The sequence below is a fragment of the Actinomadura rupiterrae genome, assembly GCF_024172125.1.
In the GTDB taxonomy this organism is placed as follows: Bacteria; Actinomycetota; Actinomycetes; order Streptosporangiales; family Streptosporangiaceae; genus Spirillospora; species Spirillospora rupiterrae.
Genome location: NZ_JAMZEA010000002.1, coordinates 568,862 through 586,273, shown reverse-complemented (window position 1 = coordinate 586,273; position 17,412 = coordinate 568,862). Strand labels below are relative to the sequence as shown.

The 17,412-nt window shown below is 71.9% G+C and carries 14 protein-coding genes; 8 read left to right on the top strand and 6 right to left on the bottom strand.

The features are described from left to right. Positions 1-159: 159 nt before the first annotated feature. The 7 genes from leuA to FHU30_RS46915 all read left to right on the top strand — a co-directional run bounded on the left by leuA (position 160) and on the right by FHU30_RS46915 (position 9,284). Positions 160-1,809: a 2-isopropylmalate synthase gene (leuA, locus tag FHU30_RS07175; protein ID WP_253873222.1), complete on the top strand. Its 1,650-nt coding sequence runs from the start codon at positions 160-162 to the stop codon at positions 1,807-1,809. 160 nt (positions 1,810-1,969) lie between these two features. Beyond that, entirely contained in the window at positions 1,970-3,517 is a 1,548-nt protein-coding gene (locus tag FHU30_RS07170; RefSeq protein ID WP_253873220.1) for an MFS transporter, read from the top strand. 130 nt (positions 3,518-3,647) lie between these two features. Then, complete coding sequence (locus FHU30_RS07165; protein ID WP_253873217.1) at positions 3,648-5,636, top strand: Xaa-Pro dipeptidyl-peptidase; 1,989 nt, start codon at positions 3,648-3,650, stop codon at positions 5,634-5,636. A gap of 695 nt (positions 5,637-6,331) precedes the next feature. Next, on the top strand, positions 6,332-6,700 hold the full coding sequence (locus FHU30_RS07160) for a hypothetical protein (protein ID WP_253873215.1): 369 nt from the start codon (positions 6,332-6,334) through the stop codon (positions 6,698-6,700). Then, positions 6,700-7,011 carry a hypothetical protein gene (locus tag FHU30_RS07155; protein ID WP_253873212.1) on the top strand — a complete coding sequence of 104 codons (312 nt, stop codon included), beginning with the start codon at positions 6,700-6,702 and terminating at the stop codon, positions 7,009-7,011. The genes FHU30_RS07160 and FHU30_RS07155 overlap by 1 nt, the downstream gene beginning before the upstream one ends. A gap of 129 nt (positions 7,012-7,140) precedes the next feature. Beyond that, a complete protein-coding gene (locus FHU30_RS07150) occupies positions 7,141-8,280 on the top strand; it encodes an LLM class flavin-dependent oxidoreductase (RefSeq protein WP_253873209.1) in 1,140 nt (379 codons plus the stop codon). Positions 8,281-8,315: 35 nt separating this feature from the next. After that, on the top strand, positions 8,316-9,284 hold the full coding sequence (locus tag FHU30_RS46915) for an AraC family transcriptional regulator (protein WP_253873206.1): 969 nt from the start codon (positions 8,316-8,318) through the stop codon (positions 9,282-9,284). Here the strand turns inward: FHU30_RS46915 and FHU30_RS07140 are convergent. Both FHU30_RS07140 and FHU30_RS07135 read right to left on the bottom strand, forming a co-directional pair. Beyond that, entirely contained in the window at positions 9,281-9,826 is a 546-nt protein-coding gene (locus FHU30_RS07140; protein ID WP_253873203.1) for a flavoprotein, read from the bottom strand. The two genes, FHU30_RS46915 and FHU30_RS07140, sit on opposite strands and share 4 nt — an antisense overlap. Positions 9,827-9,877: 51 nt before the next feature. Beyond that, positions 9,878-10,717, bottom strand: a complete 840-nt coding sequence (locus tag FHU30_RS07135; protein WP_253873201.1) for a maleylpyruvate isomerase N-terminal domain-containing protein — start codon at positions 10,715-10,717, stop codon at positions 9,878-9,880. A 155-nt stretch (positions 10,718-10,872) separates the two neighbouring features. On the opposite strand from FHU30_RS07135, the gene FHU30_RS07130 reads away from it, so the two are divergent. Further along, a complete protein-coding gene (locus tag FHU30_RS07130; RefSeq protein WP_253873198.1) occupies positions 10,873-11,526 on the top strand; it encodes a TetR/AcrR family transcriptional regulator in 654 nt (217 codons plus the stop codon). Between the two features lie 127 nt (positions 11,527-11,653). Here the strand turns inward: FHU30_RS07130 and FHU30_RS07125 are convergent, their stop codons facing one another. The 4 genes from FHU30_RS07125 to FHU30_RS07110 all read right to left on the bottom strand — a co-directional run bounded on the left by FHU30_RS07125 (position 11,654) and on the right by FHU30_RS07110 (position 17,234). Next, positions 11,654-13,195 carry an acyl-CoA carboxylase subunit beta gene (locus FHU30_RS07125; RefSeq protein WP_253873888.1) on the bottom strand — a complete coding sequence of 514 codons (1,542 nt, stop codon included), beginning with the start codon at positions 13,193-13,195 and terminating at the stop codon, positions 11,654-11,656. Positions 13,196-13,320: 125 nt separating this feature from the next. After that, positions 13,321-14,133, bottom strand: coding sequence for a TIGR03084 family metal-binding protein (locus FHU30_RS07120; protein ID WP_253873196.1), 813 nt, complete (start codon positions 14,131-14,133; stop codon positions 13,321-13,323). Between the two features lie 111 nt (positions 14,134-14,244). Then, positions 14,245-15,921, bottom strand: coding sequence for an MFS transporter (locus FHU30_RS07115; RefSeq protein WP_253873193.1), 1,677 nt, complete (start codon positions 15,919-15,921; stop codon positions 14,245-14,247). Between the two features lie 50 nt (positions 15,922-15,971). Beyond that, positions 15,972-17,234, bottom strand: a complete 1,263-nt coding sequence (locus tag FHU30_RS07110; protein WP_253873190.1) for a cation:proton antiporter domain-containing protein — start codon at positions 17,232-17,234, stop codon at positions 15,972-15,974. Positions 17,235-17,412 lie beyond the last annotated feature (178 nt).

The following is a 17,412-nucleotide window of genomic DNA, read 5'->3' as shown; positions in this document are numbered from 1 at the left end:
AACGGCCCAGGAGCCAGCATGAGCACCTTCAACGTCCCCGCGGATGACATCCGCGACGAGAACATCTCATCTGAGAACGTCTCGGTGACACCTTTCTCAACTTCAACCATCTCAGTCGCAACCGTCTCCGGGGGTTGGAATCCGCAGCGGAGTAGCGGGATGGGGTCGTTTCGGTATCGGGGGGCGCACGAGCGGGTGGTGTTGCCTGAACCGGCCCAGCGGGTTTGGCCTTCGCGGCGGTTGGCGGGGGCGCCGTTGTGGGTGCCGGTGGATCTGCGGGACGGGAACCAGGCGTTGGCCGAGCCTATGGATCCGGGGCGCAAGCGGCGGTTCTTCGATCTGCTCGTGGCGATGGGGTACAAGGAGATCGAGGTCGGGTACCCGTCCGCGAGCGAGACGGACTTCGCGTTCGTGCGGCATCTGGTCGAGGACGGCGTGGTGCCGGACGATGTGACGCCCGTGGTGTTCACGCCGGCGCGGAAGGATCTGATCGAGCGGACGGTCGCGTCCATTCAGGGGATGCCGCGGGCGGTCGTCCACCTGTACACGGCGACGGCGCCGACCTGGCGGAACGTGGTGCTCGGGCGGGACCGGGACGAGTTGCGGGCGCTCATCCTGGACGCGGCGGGGTTCCTGGCGGGGCTGGTCGGGGACGGGGTGCGGCTGCAGTTCTCGCCCGAGACGTTCAACCTGACCGAGATCGACTACGCGCTGGAGATCTGCGACGCGGTGTCGGCGTGCTGGGACGCCTCGCCCGACCGGCCCGTCACGCTGAACCTGCCCGCGACCGTGGAGATCGCGACGCCGAACGTGTACGCCGACCAGATCGAGTACATGCACCTCAACCTGGCGCGGCGGGACGCGGTGATCCTGTCCGTCCACCCGCACAACGACCGGGGCACGGGCGTGGCGTGCGCGGAGCTGGCGATGCTGGCCGGGGCGCAGCGGGTCGAGGGCTGCCTGTTCGGCAACGGCGAGCGGACGGGCAACGTGGACCTGGTGACGCTCGGGCTGAACCTGCACGCGCAGGGCATCGACCCGATGATCGACTTCTCCGACATCGACGGGATCCGCCGGACGGTCGAGTACTGCAACCGGATCGGCGTGCACGAGCGGCACCCGTACGCCGGGGACCTGGTCTACACGGCGTTCTCCGGCACCCACCAGGACGCGATCAAGAAGGGGTTCGAGCACCGGGCGCGCGGCGGCGACCCGGACCGGTGGGACGTCCCGTACCTGCCGATCGATCCGAAGGACGTGGGGCGCGACTACGAGGCGGTCATCCGGGTCAACAGCCAGTCCGGGAAGGGCGGGGTCGCGTACCTGCTGAAGGCGGACCACGGGCTCGACCTGCCGCGTCCGATGCAGGCGGAGTTCTCCCGGATCGTCCAGCGGCACACGGACGGGACGGGCGAGGAGGCCACGTCCAAGGAACTGTGGGAGCTGTTCCGCGCGACCTACTTCGCGCGGTATGAGGACGGTCCGATCCGCCTCGCGGACTGGCGGACGGGCAGCACCGGTCCCGGCTTCCACACCTTCACCTGCGTGATCGACGGGACCGAGCACACCGGCACCGGACTCGGCCCCCTGGACGCGCTGGCCGCCGCGCTCACGAAGGCAGGCGTCGGGCTGGACGTCCTGCACTACGTCGAGCACGCGGTCGAGCCGGGCCAGGGGGCGCATGCCGTCGCATATGCGCAGGTCAAGGTGGGTGACGTCGTCTGCTGGGGTGCGGGGCGCGACACGTCGGTCCTCACCGCGTCCGTCCAGGCCGTCCTGTCCGGCGCCAACCGCTGCCTCACCATCTGACCGGGGCCCCGGGGCCCGGATCCGGGTCCCGGGGCCGCCGGATGGGGAGTGAGGAGCGGGGTGCTTCGGGTAGGTAGGGCCTTACCCCCCGTTGGCAGCCGAGGACGGGGGGATTCGGGTGGGGACTTCGGTGGCGTCCGGGGGACGGACGATTCGGAGTTTGATTCCGGCGCGGGTCGACCGGTTGCCGTGGTCGCCGTTCCACACGCGGATGGTGATCGCGCTCGGGACGGCGTGGGTGCTGGAGGGGCTGGAGATCACGGTCGCCAGCGCCGTGGCGGGGACGTTGACCGAGTCCGCGGCGCTGGGGATGTCGTCCACGCAGGTGGGCGCGCTGGCGACGGTGTACCTGGTCGGCGAGGTCGTCGGGGCGCTGGTGTTCGGGAGCCTGGCGGACCGGATGGGGCGGCGGAAGCTGTTCATGGTGACGCTGGGGGTGTACCTGGCGGGCAGCGGGCTGACGGCGCTCACGCTCGGGTCCGGCGTGGGCTGGCTGGTCTACATGTACGGGACGCGGTTCATCGCGGGCATGGGGATCGGCGGGGAGTACTCGGCGATGCACTCGGCGATCGACGAGCTGATACCCGCGCGGTACCGGGGACGGGTCGACATCGGCATCAGCGGCGCCTACTGGGGTGGCGCGATCCTCGGCACGCTGGGGACGCTGCTGTTCCTGAACGAGCTTCCGGCGAACGTCGGGTGGCGGCTCGGGTTCCTGCTGGGGCCGGTGCTGGCGGTCGTGATCCTGTTCGTCCGGCGGCACCTGCCGGAGAGCCCGCGCTGGCAGGTGATGCACGGGCGGGAGGACGAGGCCGAGGCGTCCATCTCCTTCATCGAGCGCGAGGTCAGGCGCGCGGGCAAGGAGCTGGAGGACGTCCCGGCGGACCGGGCGATCGCGATCCACCCGACCGCGCACCGCGGGTACCTGACGCTGGTCCGGGTGCTGTTCGCGCGGTACCCGTCGCGGTCGGTGCTCGGCGCAAGCCTGATGGTCACGCAGTCGTTCCTGTACAACGCGATCTTCTTCACCTACACGCTGGTGCTGACGAAGATCTACGGGATCGCCGCGTCCGCCGCGCCGTGGTACCTGATCGCGTTCGCGGTGGGGAACCTGACCGGGCCGCTGGTGCTCGGGCCGCTGTTCGACACGGTCGGGCGGCGCAAGATGATCTCCGGGACGTACCTGCTGTCGGGGCTGCTGCTGGCGCTGTCGGCGTGGCTGTTCTACACGGGCGTGCTGAACGCGGCGACGCAGACGGTCCTGTGGTGCGTCATCTTCTTCTTCGCGTCGGCGGGGGCGAGCTCGGCGTACCTGACGGTGAGCGAGCTGTTCCCGGTGGAGGTGCGGGCGCAGGCGATCGCGGTGTTCTTCGCGATCGCGCAGAGCGTCGGCGCGCTCGGGCCGGTGCTGTACGGCGCGCTGATCGGGGACGGCGCGGACCGCGGGCGGCTGTTCCTCGGCTACCTGCTCGCCGCGCTGGTCATGTGCGGCGGCGCGTTCGTCGAGCTCACGCTGGGGGTGGACGCCGAGGGCAGGTCCCTGGAGGACGTCACGACCCCGCTGTCCTCGGCGCGCAAAGCCGGGACGAAGGTGTCGGAATCGCCGGGTCTCGCCGCCCAGTCCGTCCAGCCGCCGGCCGCCCGCCACAGCGACGGGGCCGGGGGCACCGGAGGGCCCGGGCGGGACGGTCCGGGCGAGAAGGGCTGAACCGGCCCGCAGGCAACGGCAAAGTATGACCAAAACGCGCCGGAAGTCGTCGGACGGCGACGTTTACCTGCGCGTCCTCCGCGAGGAGCGTGTGGCACCTGAGAGATCACGTTGATCACGGAGGTGCGGATTGGCCAGGCGGCCCCTCGCAAGGACGCGCCGGAGCGCGACGCTCGCGGCGCTGACCGGTGTAGCCGTCGTGGCGGCGGGCGCGCTGCCCGCCGCGAACGCGGCGAACGCCACCACGCGCTCGGCCACGCCGAAGATCGTGGTGCGGAACGGCGTGACGCAGCCGGCGTTCTCCTACAAGGACGCGATCCGCGAGCACGTCTACGTCCAGTCGAGCGTCGACTCCGACCACGACGGCAAGCTCGACCGGGTGAACGTGGACATCGTGCGTCCGCGCGAGTCCGACCACGGGCTCAAGGTGCCGGTCATCATGGACGAGAGCCCGTACTACGACACGTTCGGGCGCGGCAACGAGTCGCAGAAGAAGAAGTACGACGCGAACGGCGACCCGATCTCGTTCCCGCTGTTCTACGACAACTACTTCGTGCCGCGCGGGTACGCGTTCCTCGCCGTGGACATGGTCGGGACGACCAAGTCGGACGGCTGCCCGACCAGCGGCGGCCCGACCGACGTGCTCGGCGGCAAGGCCGTCGTCGACTGGCTGAACGGCCGGGCGAAGGCGTTCACGCCGGACGGCAAGCCGGTCAAGGCGTCCTGGACGACCGGGCACACCGGCATGATCGGCAAGTCGTACGACGGGACGCTCGCCAACGGCGTCGCCGCGACGGGCGTCAAGGGCCTGGACACGATCGTCCCGATCTCGGCCATCAGCGGCTGGTACGACTACAGCCGGATGAACGGGACCAAGTACTGGACGGGCGAGCAGGACGGCCTGGCCAAGGACATCGACAGCGACCCGCCGGAGAAGTGCGCCGCCGTCCGCGACCACCTGGCCAAGGCCCAGGACGACGAGAACGGCAACTACAACGCCTACTGGAACACCACGAACTACCGGAACGGCACGGTCGGGGACGTCCGGAACGTGCACGCCAGCGTGTTCGCCATCCACGGCGTGAACGACTTCAACGTCAAGGACAACCAGTTCGCCCTCTGGTGGCAGGGCCTGAAGAAGCAGGGCGTCGCCCGGAAGGTGTGGCTGCACCAGCGCGGCCACGTCGACCCGTTCGATATCCGCCGCCAGTACTGGGTGGACACGCTGCACAAGTGGTTCGACCACGAGCTGCAGAAGATCCCGAACGACGTGCTGAAGCAGCCGCGCGCGGACATCGAGGTCGGACCGGACCAGTGGATCACGCAGGCCGACTGGCCGGCGCCGGGTGCCCGGACCGTCCCGCTGCGTCCCGGTAAGGACGGCTCGCTCGGCCTGAAGCCGACGACGCCCGGGAGCACCGGCACGTTCACCGACCTGCCCGGCCCGGACAAGGGCGGGTACACCGAGTCCGACCTGGCGTCCGACCCGACGACGGCGAAGCCGTACCGGCTCGCGTACGTGTCGGGCGCGCTGCCCAAGTCCGTCCGGATCTCCGGCACGCCGGAGGCGCGGCTGAAGGTCAAGCTGGACAAGCCGACCTCGGACCTGACCGTCCTGCTCGTCGACTACGGCACCGACACCCGCGTCGACTACCTCGGCGCCGGCTCCGGCATCAAGACGCTGACCACCCGCAGCTGCTTCGGCGAGAGCACCGCGGACGACAGCGCCTGCTACCGCGACACCCAGACCACCACCACGACCACGCCGCTGAACGTGGTCGCGCGCGGCTGGATGGACGCCTGGAACCGCACGTCGCTGAGCCACCCGACGCCGCTGGCGGCCGGGAAGTACTACTCGATCAACTGGAAGACGCTCAGCCAGGAGTACGTCCTCAAGCAGGGCCACCGCCTCGGCCTGGTCATCGCGGGCACCGACTACGACAACACCACCGAGACCCCCACGGGCGCGAACGTGACCGTGGACCTCGCGGGCAGCTCCGTCACCGTCCCGGTCGTCCTCGCGCCGGACGGGATGAGCGCGCAGCTCGCCCCCGCCCCGACGGCCCCCTGGAAGGGCCCGAAGGCGAACCTCCCCCGCCAGGAGAAGAAGTTCTTCTGACCGGCTGACCAGGGCCCTGGAAGTGCGCGCCGCTCCGGCCCGGGCCGTGCCCGCGAGTCGCTGACCCGCGAGGACGGCCCGGGCTCGCAGCGGGCGGCTTGCGGGGCCCTGCCATGTCCGGGAGCAGGCCGCGGCCGCGCGGTTGGAACGGTCGACCTATCCGCGACTTCCACGTGACCATCAGGTCATTCCTGAATGGCGATCTTCGTCGCGGCGAAACTGGGTCAGATTTCACTACGGACGAGATTTCGACCTGACCCACTATGCCTAGTCATCGGCCGGAATTCGGCCCGTCATGATCACCTTCACGGCCGCACTGAACTGCGCGGACGCGGCGCCCGCGCGCACCGCGGCCCGCCCGACCGGGCAAAACCACCCCAAGTACCCCATACAGAACTATTTGCACCTAGCTCCTTAGCTGCGCAAACGTATTCATATCCGCAATGCGCAGGCCGCCCTCGGCATCCGGCAGATCCTTGATTGCGGAGACCGGGCAACTACGGCATCATCGTGGTGGTTCGTCTCTCCAAGAGAGAGCGACCTCCGCGGCCCCGACGTAGAAGGGCCGACACTCCGGCGCCTGCTGCAACAGCCGCCGAAAAGGAGTGCCGACCCTCCACGCACCGCCGCGACCCGACACTCAAGGGCATTGTCACGGAGGTACGTTCATGCGTGAGTGTACTAGTCACGCCGCCATGGTCACGGCCCACCCCCTTACCGCCGGTCTCCACTCCGCAGTCCATTTCCTCCCGCTCCAGGTAGGCGAGCCGGCGCTGATCCTCATCTGGACGGCCGCGGGCACGGTCACGGCCTATCTGGGGCTCGTCACACTGATCGGAATGATCGCGTGGAGGACGCACGTCCGGGGCGACATCGAGCGCAATATCCGGATTATGGAAATGCTGGTCAGGGTGCTTCCCTGGCGCACCGGCCAGGCGCCCGGCAAGCGCCCGCAGGTGCCCCAGGCACGGCCGCAGGCACAGGCGCGGGCGCAAGCACAGGCGCGGCCGCAGGCGCAGACACAGCCGCGGGCGCGGGCGCGGGCGCGGAAGCGGCGCGGCTGATGTCCGCCGCCACGACACGGCACGACGACGCAGGTCACGGGGCGACTTGCTCGGAACCCGGGTGCGTCCACCCGGCCCGGTTCCGGGTCCTGGTCACGACCGGCCCCGCCCAGGACGACGCCGCGACCCGGACGTCCGGCACCTGCGGAACGCATCTCGTCGACACCATCCAGCGGTTGGCGGGCAGCGCATACGAGCGGAGGCGCGATCCGGCCTATGTCACCGTGTACGCGGTCGCCGAGGCGCATGCCGAGGGACCCGGTTCGGCGGTCGAGGAACTCGCGCTGGGCACCTTTCCGGTGCCGGGGTGAGGACGGAACGCCCGGCAACGCGTATTCAAACGCGTCGACCATGACACCTTCCGGCCAGGCCGGCCCGCCTTCCTGCTTCGTGTCCGCTTCCGATACTGGAGGCCCTGTGCGCAGAGGAAGGCGGGCGTCATGACATTCCAGCTGGGTCTGTTCTCCCCCAACACCGAGTCGGGGCTGGCGATCACCACCGTCCCCGAGCGATGGCATGCGACCTGGGAGAACAATCTGCGGCTCGCGACGATCGCGGACGAGGCGGGGCTCGATTTCCTGCTTCCCGTTGCGCGCTGGACGGACTGGGGAGCCGACACCGATTTCCACCGGAGCGTCCTCGATCCGCTGGTCTGGGCATCGGGCCTGCTCGCCAGCACTCAGCGGATCCGGGTGTTCAGCACCGTCCACACCGCGTTCCACCACCCGGTCGTCGCGGCCAAGCAGCTCGCCACGCTCGACCAGCTCGGCAGCGGACGCGCCGGGCTCAACATCGTCGCCGGATGGCACGCGCCCGAATACGAGATGTTCGGCCTCACCCTGCCCGCCGACCATGACACGCGGTACGCCTACGCGCAGGAATGGTGGGACATCGTCCAGCGGATCTGGACGAGCACGGAGCCCTTCGACCACGACGGCAGGTTCTTCCGGCTTCGCGGAGTGGTCGGCGCGCCCAAGCCGCACAACGGGACGCGCGTGCTGACCATGAACGCCGGGTCGTCCGCGCAGGGACGGTCGTTCGCCGCCCGCAACGCCGACCACGCGTTCACCGTCGTCGGCGGCCCGCAGGACGGCGCGGACGTCGTGAAGGCCATCAAGGCCGACGCCGACTCGCTCGGACGGTCCGTCGGCGTCTTCACGCTCGGGCATGTCGTCTGCCGCCCGACGCGCGCGGAGGCCGAGGACCGGCTGGCCTACTACGCCGACCGGCACGCCGACTGGCCCGCCGTGGACGAGGTGATGCGCCTGCAAGGGCTGCACGCGCAGTCCTTCACGCCCGAGATGCTCCAGACCTACCGCGGCCGCTTCGCCGCCGGGCACGGAAGCTGCCCGCTGGTCGGGGACCCCGACGACGTGGCCGGGGCGCTCGCCGGGTTCGCGGCGGCCGGGTTCGACGGCATCGCCCTGTCCTTCCTCGACTACGCCGACGAGCTCGGCCACTTCGCCGCCGAGGTGCTGCCGCGCCTGGCCGCGCTCGGCGTCCGCCCGTCCGCCGGCGGTGCCCGCCCGTCCGTCCGTCCGCCTGCTGCCGCGCCCCGACCAGAGAGCGAGCCAACGTGACCCCATCGCCTCCTCTGTCCCGCTACCAGCGCGTCGTGAGTTCGAGCGCCGAGGTCCTGCACGACCGGGTCGAGCCGTACGCCGTCGGCCACGACCTCCAGCTCAGGGAGCCTGGCCGGCCCCTGGACGGGATGGTCAACGCCGTCGGCATCGGCGACGTGAACCTCGTGTGGGTCCGGTACGGCGGCGGCGGGGTGATCGTCGACACCCCGCCCGTCGAGGCCGAGTTCGCGATGTGCGCCCCGCAGGCCCCGATGGACGTGGAGTACCGGCGGTCCGGCCGCAAGGACGTCGCCGGCGGGCTGCTCGTCCTCTCCCAAGACGAGGGGATGCGGATGAGCCCCCATCCGCTCCTGGGCTGCCTGGTCATGTCGACCAGCACGGACCGGCTGACCCGGCACCTGGCGGCGTTCCTCGGCCGTCCCGACCGGGCGCCCCTGGAGATCCGCCCGGACGAGGGCGAGGCGATCATGCCGGCGCCGCTCGTCGAGCGGACCTGGCGGCACGTCTGCCACATCCTGGACGAGATCGCCGCGGACGGGCCGCCGCATCCGCTGCTGGGCCGGGCGCTGGAGGAGTCGCTGCTCAACGCCGTCCTGCTCGGCCTGCCGCACAGCGCGGCGGACGCGCTCACCCAGCCGCCGCGCGACCGCCGCCGCCACCACCTCGCGGGGTTCATCGAGGACTGGGTGCGCGCGCACCACGCCGAGCCGATCGGCGTCACCGACATCGCGGCGGCGGCGGGGATCGGCGTCCGGCAGCTCCAGGCGGTCTGCCGCGCGGAGTGGGGCGTCACCCCGGTCCAGTTCCTCCGGGACGTCCGGCTCGACCATGCCCGGGCCGCGCTGCTGGCCGCCGAGCCGAAGCCCGGCGCGGTCGCGGCGATCGCGACCGCGGCGGGCTACCTGCACAAGAGCCGCTTCGCGACGCACTACCGGGAGAGGTTCGGCGAGTCCCCGTCGCAAACGCTCGCCTCGCGGACGCACGCGTCGCGGCGGAACTAGGTGCGCGTGAGGTGTTCCAGCGCGTCCAGACCGGCTTGCCAGGGGAACTTCTCGGGAGGTGGGAAGTGAGGACGGCCCTTTGCGTCCTGCGTACCGTCCCCTAGAAGGACGGTCACTCCGAAGGATTCGAGTGCCTCCAGAGAGCGGTTCAGGACGGGATGGGCCATGTGCGCGTGGCTGCTGTAGGGCATGGCGACGGTCGGGACGTTCAGGCCGTACCCCTCGATGAGGTAGCCGAGGGGGACGGTGTCGCCGATGCCCGCGGCCCACTTGTTGATGGACGTGACGGTGATCGGCGCGGCCAGGAAGGCGCCGGCCACCGGGAACGCGTCCGGTTCGTCCGGCTGCTTGTAGACCGAGCGGACGGGGTAGCCGGTCATCTCCTCGATCCGCGGGACGTCGACGAACTCGCGCCCCTTCGGGGTGGTCATCACGCAGACCGTCCAGCCCGCGTCCTGCGCGGCGCGCACGCCCTCGTGCGCGTACCGGGAGCCGGACGAACCGAAGCACATCAGATACAGGACCCGCTGTTGATCGCTCACCCCGCCATCTTCCGCGCCCGCCGCTCCCGCACCCCGACCCGGGGTGCCCTGTCAGGGCACGCGGACGGTCCGGAGGAACTCCGGGAGCAGCCACGGGCGCCGGCCGCCGATGGTGACCTTGCGGGTGAGGACGGCTTTGACCCGGGACGTCCGGCCGAACAGCATCATGTTGAAGACGGCCGGGTCGAAGGTGAGGCGGACGTCGGGCACGCCGGACGGCGGGTGCGCGGTCGTCCTGCCGTCAACGAGGCGGAACACCACCGGGTCGGTGTAGGCGGAGCGGAACTCGACCGAGATCGGACGCTCGCGGGGTCGGCCGCCGCCGTCCAGGAGGTGGCCGAGCCCGTGGGTCGCGAGGCCGACCATGAACTCGCCGAAGAAGTAGGAGGCGTCGCGCGGCGGGATGTCCCACGGCTCGCGGGCGCCGGTCGCGATGTCGTGGCCGTGCAGCAGCAGCTCGTTGATCATGTGGCCGAACAGCCCGGCGAGGGTGACCTGCGCGCCGCCGATCCAGGTGACGGTCTCGTCCGGGTCCCGGTCGGCCGTTCGGTCCAGCATGAACGCCACGGACTCGCGTAACCGGTCGAGCAGCGGCTCGACGCCGCGCTCGGTGAGCGAGCCCAGCACCACGCGGTTGAGCTCGTGCACGTCCTCCACGTTCATGGACTTCATGCGCTCGAACAGGTCGGGGACGGGCGGCGGCGGCGCCGTCGGGTCGATGAGGACGGTGTCGAGCCAGCCCACCGAGGTGACGTGGGTGACGGTGTCGGCGACCGTCCAGGTGTCGGTGGCCTTGACGTAGGGGTCGGGGACGGCCGACACCAGCGCGGCGAACCGCTCGGTGGTGTCGCGCAGCGACGCGCGGATCGCGTTCCACTTCTCGGGGGCCATGAGCCGAGATGACCACGGTTCGGCGACGGAAAGCAAGCTCGAAGGGGAGGGACTTCGGGGCCGTTGGATAGCCTCGGGCGCAGGTGATCGACATCGTGGGTGCGGGACGCGGTCGGCTCCACCGGGCGGGGCGCGCACGCGGCGGGGAGGTGCGGGTGAGTCCACGCCGATCGGATCCCGGCATGCGTCCGGCGCTGGTGGAGATCGCCGCCCGGGTGCTGCACGAGGACGGCCCGCGCGGGCTGACCGCGCGGCGGGTCGCGCGCGAGGCGGGCTGCTCGACGATGCTGGTCTACACCCACTTCGGCGGGATGAGCGGGCTCGTCCGGGAGATCGTGCACGAGGGGTTCGCCCGGCTGGAGCAGCACTTCGCGCGCGTCGGCGAGTCGGCCGACCCGGTCGCCGACATGGCCCTTTTCGGACGCGCCTACCGGCACAACGCGCGCGCGAACCCGCACCTGTACGGGGTGATGTTCGGCGCGTCCTCGCTGCCGGTGTTCTCCCTGTCGGACGTCGACCGGCAGTACGGCCGCTACACGCTCGTCCACGTGGTGCACTGCGCCAAGCGCTGCATCTCGTCCGGACGGCTCGGCTGGGACGACCCGGAGATGGTCGCGCACCACATGTGGATCACCGTGCACGGGCTGGTCAGCCTGGAGCTCGGCGGCTACCTGGTCGACCCGTACGACACCGACCGCTGCTTCGAGACGCAGCTCACGGCGCTGATGGTCAGCGCCGGCGACGACGCCGCGGCGGCCCAGGGCTCCGTCCAGGTGTCGCGGGAACGGTTCATGGCCCGGTTCACCTGACCGCCCGGTTCACCTGACCCCGACCGGTTCATCTGACCCCAGCCGGTCGTCCACCCCCGCCCGCGCGCCTGACCCCGACCGGCGCGCCCGGCCCCGGCCGGGGCGGCGGCCGGCGGGGGCAGGGCGGTCAGAGCGGGGTGTTGCCGTGCTTGCGGGGGTGCGGGGCGACGGCCTTGTTGCGGAGCATGGCGAGGGCGCGGGCGACCTCGGCGCGGGTGCGGGCCGGGTCGATGACGTCGTCCACGAGGCCGCGCTCGGCGGCGTAGTAGGGGTGCATGAGCCGGTCGCGGTAGTCGGCGACGTACTTCTCGCGGAGCGGCGCGGGGTCGTCGGACGCGGCCAGCTCACGGCGGTAGACGACGTTCACGGCCGCCTCGGCGCCCATCACGGCGATCTCGTTGGTGGGCCAGGCGAGCGAGACGTCCGCGCCGATCGAGCGCGAGTCCATGACGATGTACGCGCCGCCGTAGGCCTTCCGCAGGATGACCTGGACGCGCGGGACGGTCGCCTCGCAGTACGCGTACAGCAGCTTCGCGCCGTGCCGGATGACGCCCGCGTACTCCTGCTCGGTGCCGGGCAGGAAGCCCGGGACGTCCACGAGCGTCACGAGCGGGATGCCGAACGCATCGCAGAACCGGACGAACCGGGCCGCCTTCTGCGCCGCCGCCGCGTCCAGCACCCCCGCGAGGACGGTCGGCTGGTTCGCGACGACGCCGACGACGTGGCCGTCCAGGCGGGCGAGCGCGCAGACGACGTTGCGCGCCCAGTCCTCGTGCCACTCCATGAACTCGCCGTCGTCGACGATCTCGGCGATGACGGCGCGCGTGTCGTACGGCCGGTTCGGCTCGGCCGGGACCAGCTCGGCGAGCGCGGGCCGCAGGTCGTCCTCCGCGCCGCAGGGCGGGCCGGCGGGCGGCGCCTCCAGGTAGTTGGACGGCAGCAGCGACACCAGGTAGCGGACGTCGGCGAGGCAGCTCTCCTCGTCGTCGTGGACGAACGTGGCGACGCCGGTCCGGCCGCCGTGCACGTGCGCGCCGCCCAGCTCGGCGTGCGTGACCCGCTCGCCGCTGACGGCCTCGATGACGTCCGGGCCGGTCAGGTACATCTGCGCGGTGCCGCGGACCATGAACGTGGCGTCGGTCAGCGCGGGCGAGTACGCCGCTCCCCCGGCGCACGGGCCGAGCACCACGCTGATCTGCGGGATCACCCCGGACGCCCGGACGTTGCGGCGGAAGATGCCGCCGTAGCCGTCCAGCGCCATGACGCCCTCCTGGATCCGCGCGCCGCCGCCGTCGTTCAGCCCGATGAGCGGCGCGCCGTTCGCCACCGCCAGGTCCATCACCTTGTGGATCTTGGCGGCGTGCGCCTCGCCGAGCGAACCGCCGAACACGGTGAAGTCCTGCGCGTAGACGAACACGCGGCGGCCGTCGATGGTGCCGGAGCCGGTGACGACGCCGTCGGTCGCGGGCCGGACGCCGTCCAGCTTCGGGCCCTGCGCCCGGTGCCTGCGGAACAGGTCGAGTTCGAGGAAGGAGCCCTCGTCCAGGAGCAGGTCCAGGCGCTCGCGCGCGGTCCGCTTGCCCTGGCCGTGCTGCCGCTCGACGGCGGGTGCCCGGCCCTGGACGATCTCCCGCCGGAGCCGGTCGCGGCGCTCGCGCAGCTCGTCCATCGGCACGGCGGCCGCGACCGGCCCGCCGTTCACCCGCAGCCGCGCGCCCGCCTTCCCGTTCCCGTTGCCGCTCCCGCTCCCGTTGCCCGGGCGCGGGAGCGGCAACGGGACGAAATCGACCTCGCTCATCGGCGACCGTCCCGGACGGGCGCGAACTGGCCCGGGAGGCGGCCCTGCCCGGCCGGGCCCCGGTACGCTTGCGCGATGCCGAGCCACCGCTCGGCCTCCGCCCCGGACACCCGGATCGCGAGGTCGGCGGGGTGCCGCCGCCGGGTCACCAGCAGGCAGAAGTCCTCGGCCGGGCCGCTGACGCGCTGCTCGGCGTCCTCCGGGCCGAAGTCCCACGCCTGCCCGGACGGCGAGGTGATCTCGTAGCGGAACTCCTCGGCGGGCGGTGTCAGGCCGTGCGCCTGGTAGCCGAAGTCGCGGACCAGGATCGCGAACCCGACCAGGTGGATCAGCCGGTCGGTGCGCTCGGGCCGGACGCCGAGGGCGTCGGCGATGTCCTGGCCGTGCGCGAACGTCTCCATGATCCCGGCGCACGCGAGGATCGCCGGGGGCAGCGGGTTGACCAGCCACGGGACGGTGCCGTCCTCGGGGACGGCGGCGAGCGCGTCGATGCCGGCCGTCCGCTCGGCGCTCCAGCGGGCGAACAGCTCGCGCGGCGCGGCGCGCGGGTAGTCGTCCAGCGCGGCGTTGACGGCGCCGTCGAAGTCGCCCTTGGCGCGCTCGACGAGCGCCTGGAACGCGGCGGCGTCGGACGCGGCGGTCCCGGCGAGCCGGTAGATGAACGACAGGTGGGCCACCTGGTCGGCGATCGTCCAGCCGGGGGCCGCCGTCGGCAGCCCCCAGCGGGCGTCGTCGAGACCGGCGACCATCCGGTCGATCTGCTCGCTCTCGGCGGTCAGGTCGGCGATGACTGTCTTCAGGTCCGTCACGAGCCCGAGTCCTCTCCTGGGAATGCCTGGGGATCGGACTCCAGGATCACCCGGGCCGGACCGGAGAGCCCTATGCGAACGTGCGGACCGCGCGCGTGCTCTCTTCCCCGGTCAGACGGGTGCGGACTCGGCGCCGAGCTCGGCGCCGGTGATGTCCTCCAGCCGGCGGTGCCGGGTCTCGATGGCCACCGCGATCGCCAGCACGACGGCCAGCGCGAGCGGGACGGCGCCGAGCAGGGCCGTCGTCCGGACGGACGGCACCGCCACCGCGGACACCACCATCGCGATCACCAGCACGCCGCCCGCCTTGGTCATGCCCGCCGCGAGCCCGCTGCCCCGCGACCGGATCCGCGTCGGGTACACCTCCGCGCCGTACGCCGACAGCACCGCCACGACCGAACTGGCACCCCAGATCGGGACCACCAGCAGGACGCGCAGCACGGCCTTGTCGTCGGCGACCGAGTCGCCCATCGCCACGAAGCCGAGCAGCGCCGCCGCGACGACCGCGCTCAGCCCGATCAGCGTCCAGCGGCTCGACCGGTGGTAGAGGTAGGCGACCAGCAGGTTCAGCGGGAAGCCGATCAGGGACGAGTCGCGCAGCACCCGGTCGGCGGTGACGCCGGTGTAGCCGAGGTGCCGCAGGTTGGTCGGCAGCCACAGCTGGAACCCGTACAGGACGAGCCCGATCCCGCCGCCGACCAGCGCGAGCACCAGCGTCAGGCCGAGGAACGGCGAGCGGAGCAGCTGCGCGTACCCGGCCTTGACGTCCTTCTCGACGGCCAGCTCGGACGTCTCGATCGGCACGATCTCGGCGCCGTAGCGCTTCAGCACGCGGCGCGCCTCGTCCTCCTTGCCGACCGCGAGCAGGAACCGCGGCGACTCGGGGATCCAGCGGGTGAGCAGGATGAACAGCAGCCCCGTCGGCAGCCCGAGCAGCCACAGGACGCGCCAGCTGTAGGTCGGGGTGAGCGACTCGGACGCCCAGCTCGTCAGCACGTACGCGCCCGCGATGTCGCCGCCGATCAGCACCATCAGCCAGCCGCGGTGCCGGGCCGGGATCGTCTCCGACAGCAGCGTGAACGCGACGGGCAGCATGCCGCCCGCGCCGAGGCCCATGATGAAGCACATCAGCAGGTTCAGCTTGTAGCCGGGCATCGTCCCGCAGATGGACGTCCCGACGAACAGCACCCCGGCGAGCAGCATCGCGGCGCGGCGTCCCATCCGGTCGCCGAGCCAGCCCCAGATCAGCGACCCGAGGACGGTCCCGGTGATGCCGAACAGCGGCAGCAGCGCGGCGGGATGGCTGCCGTGCGGGTTGAGCGCGGTCTTGAGGCCGTACTCCTTGGCGAAGCCCGGCACGACGAACGCGAGGGACGTCGGCTTCATCACGTCGATCGTCACCGCCGCCGCGAGGACGAGCAGCAGCCCGACGTGCGTCGCGCCGAGCGGGGCGTCGTCCAGCGCCCGGACGCGCAGCCCGGCGGCCCGGCCGTAGTCGGCCCGGCGCGGCAGCAGACCGTACCCGGCGGCGAGCAGGCCGGCCACGATGAGCACCATGCCGGTGACCATCGAGGCGTCCATCTTCATTCCGGCCATGTGGTACTTCATGTCGCGGGCCTGGATGTACATCGGCAGGTGCAGGACGACCCCGGCCGTGACCATCGCCGTGCCGGTCCAGAACAGCACCGGCCGCCGCCGCCCGAACGACCGGCCGTCCGCGTCCTGCCTGCTGGTGTCCCCCCTCCCGGCGTCGCCCCTGCCGGTGTCCTCGCCATCGACTCCGCTCATGTCGGCTCCTCTCCGCAGTCAGCCCCAGCCGAACTCCCCCAGTAACGCAGCTAGCCCGGCTCCCCCGAGGCCGCCGTCGCGGCCGGTTCCGGCCGGTCGTCCGCGAGGGTCTCCCGGCCGTACCGGTCGACGCCGAGCAGCTTCAGCGCGGGGCCGGTCATCGCGGTCGTCGCCAGCGCCATCACGACCATCAGCCCGTACAGGCCGCGGTCGAGCACGCCCAGCCCGAGGCCGACGCCGAGCGCGACCAGCTCGGTCAGCCCGCGCGTGTTCATCAGCACCGCGAGCAGCGCGGACATCCGCGCGGGCAGGCCCTGCGCCCGCGCGCCGAGGAACGCGCCGCCGAACTTGGCCGCGACGGCGGTGGCGAGGATCAGCCCGAGGTCGAGCAGGTCCCGCCCGCTGGTGCGGGCGAGGTCCACCTTCAGCCCGACCAGGACGAAGTAGGCGGGCAGCAGCAGGACGGTGCCGAACTGGAGCCCGTGCAGCAGCGCGCCGCGCGCCTCGTCCCGCTCGCCGCGCGGCAGGACGAGCCCGAACAGGAACGCGCCGAAGATGAAGTGCAGGCCGAGCGCCTGCGTGGCCGACGCCGAGAGCAGCAGGCAGGTCAGGACGGCGGCGAGCGCGGCGGGCGAGCGCGCGGCGAGGGCGCCGGTCAGCCGCGACCGCTCCAGCAGCGGCCGGACGACCAGGAGCATCACCGCGGCGTACGGGACGGTCAGCGCGATCTGCCAGGCCGCCGCGCCGCCGACCGCGGCCTGGACGGCCGCGAGCAGCGTCCACGCCACGACGTCGCAGACGGCGGCGGTGCTGAGCGCGACCGTGCCGAGCGGCGTCCCGCCGAGCCCGCGGTCACCGATGATGCGGGCCAGCACAGGGAACGCAGTGACCGACATCGCCACCGCCATGAACAGCACGAACCCGGTCTCGTGCCCGGCGGCGTGCCGCGGCGCTAGATAGAGGCCGAGCAGCGCGCCGAGGCCGAGCGGCAGCAGCGTGGCGCCCGCCGCCGCGCCGGCGGTGGCGCGGCCGACGGTCCGGACCGTCCGGTGGTCGAGTTCGAGGCCGACGACGAACATGAACACCACGAGGCCGAGATCGGCCACGGCGGTCAGGAACGGCCGGACGGCCGCGGGGAACAGCAGGTCGCCGACGCGGCCGTGCAGCAGGGTCGGGCCGATCAGGATGCCGACGGCCATCTCCCCGATGACCTCGGGCTGGCCGAGCCGCCGCGCGACGCGTCCGGCCAGCCGGGCCAGGACGACGACGAACGCCAGCGCGAGCAGGAACCTGAGCACCTGGCTGTCGGTCACCTTCCCGCCTCTCCCGGGAACGGGCGGCACTCCGCGGAACCGCCGCACCCCGCACGCGCATCCGAACCAGCCACCTCATCGTCGGTCAGCGCCCGCGCCGGAACCTTCTTCCAGATTGCTCCGGTTCCGGCCATCGCGCGCCGATGATTCTCGCGGGCCCCGCCGGTCTAACCCCGCG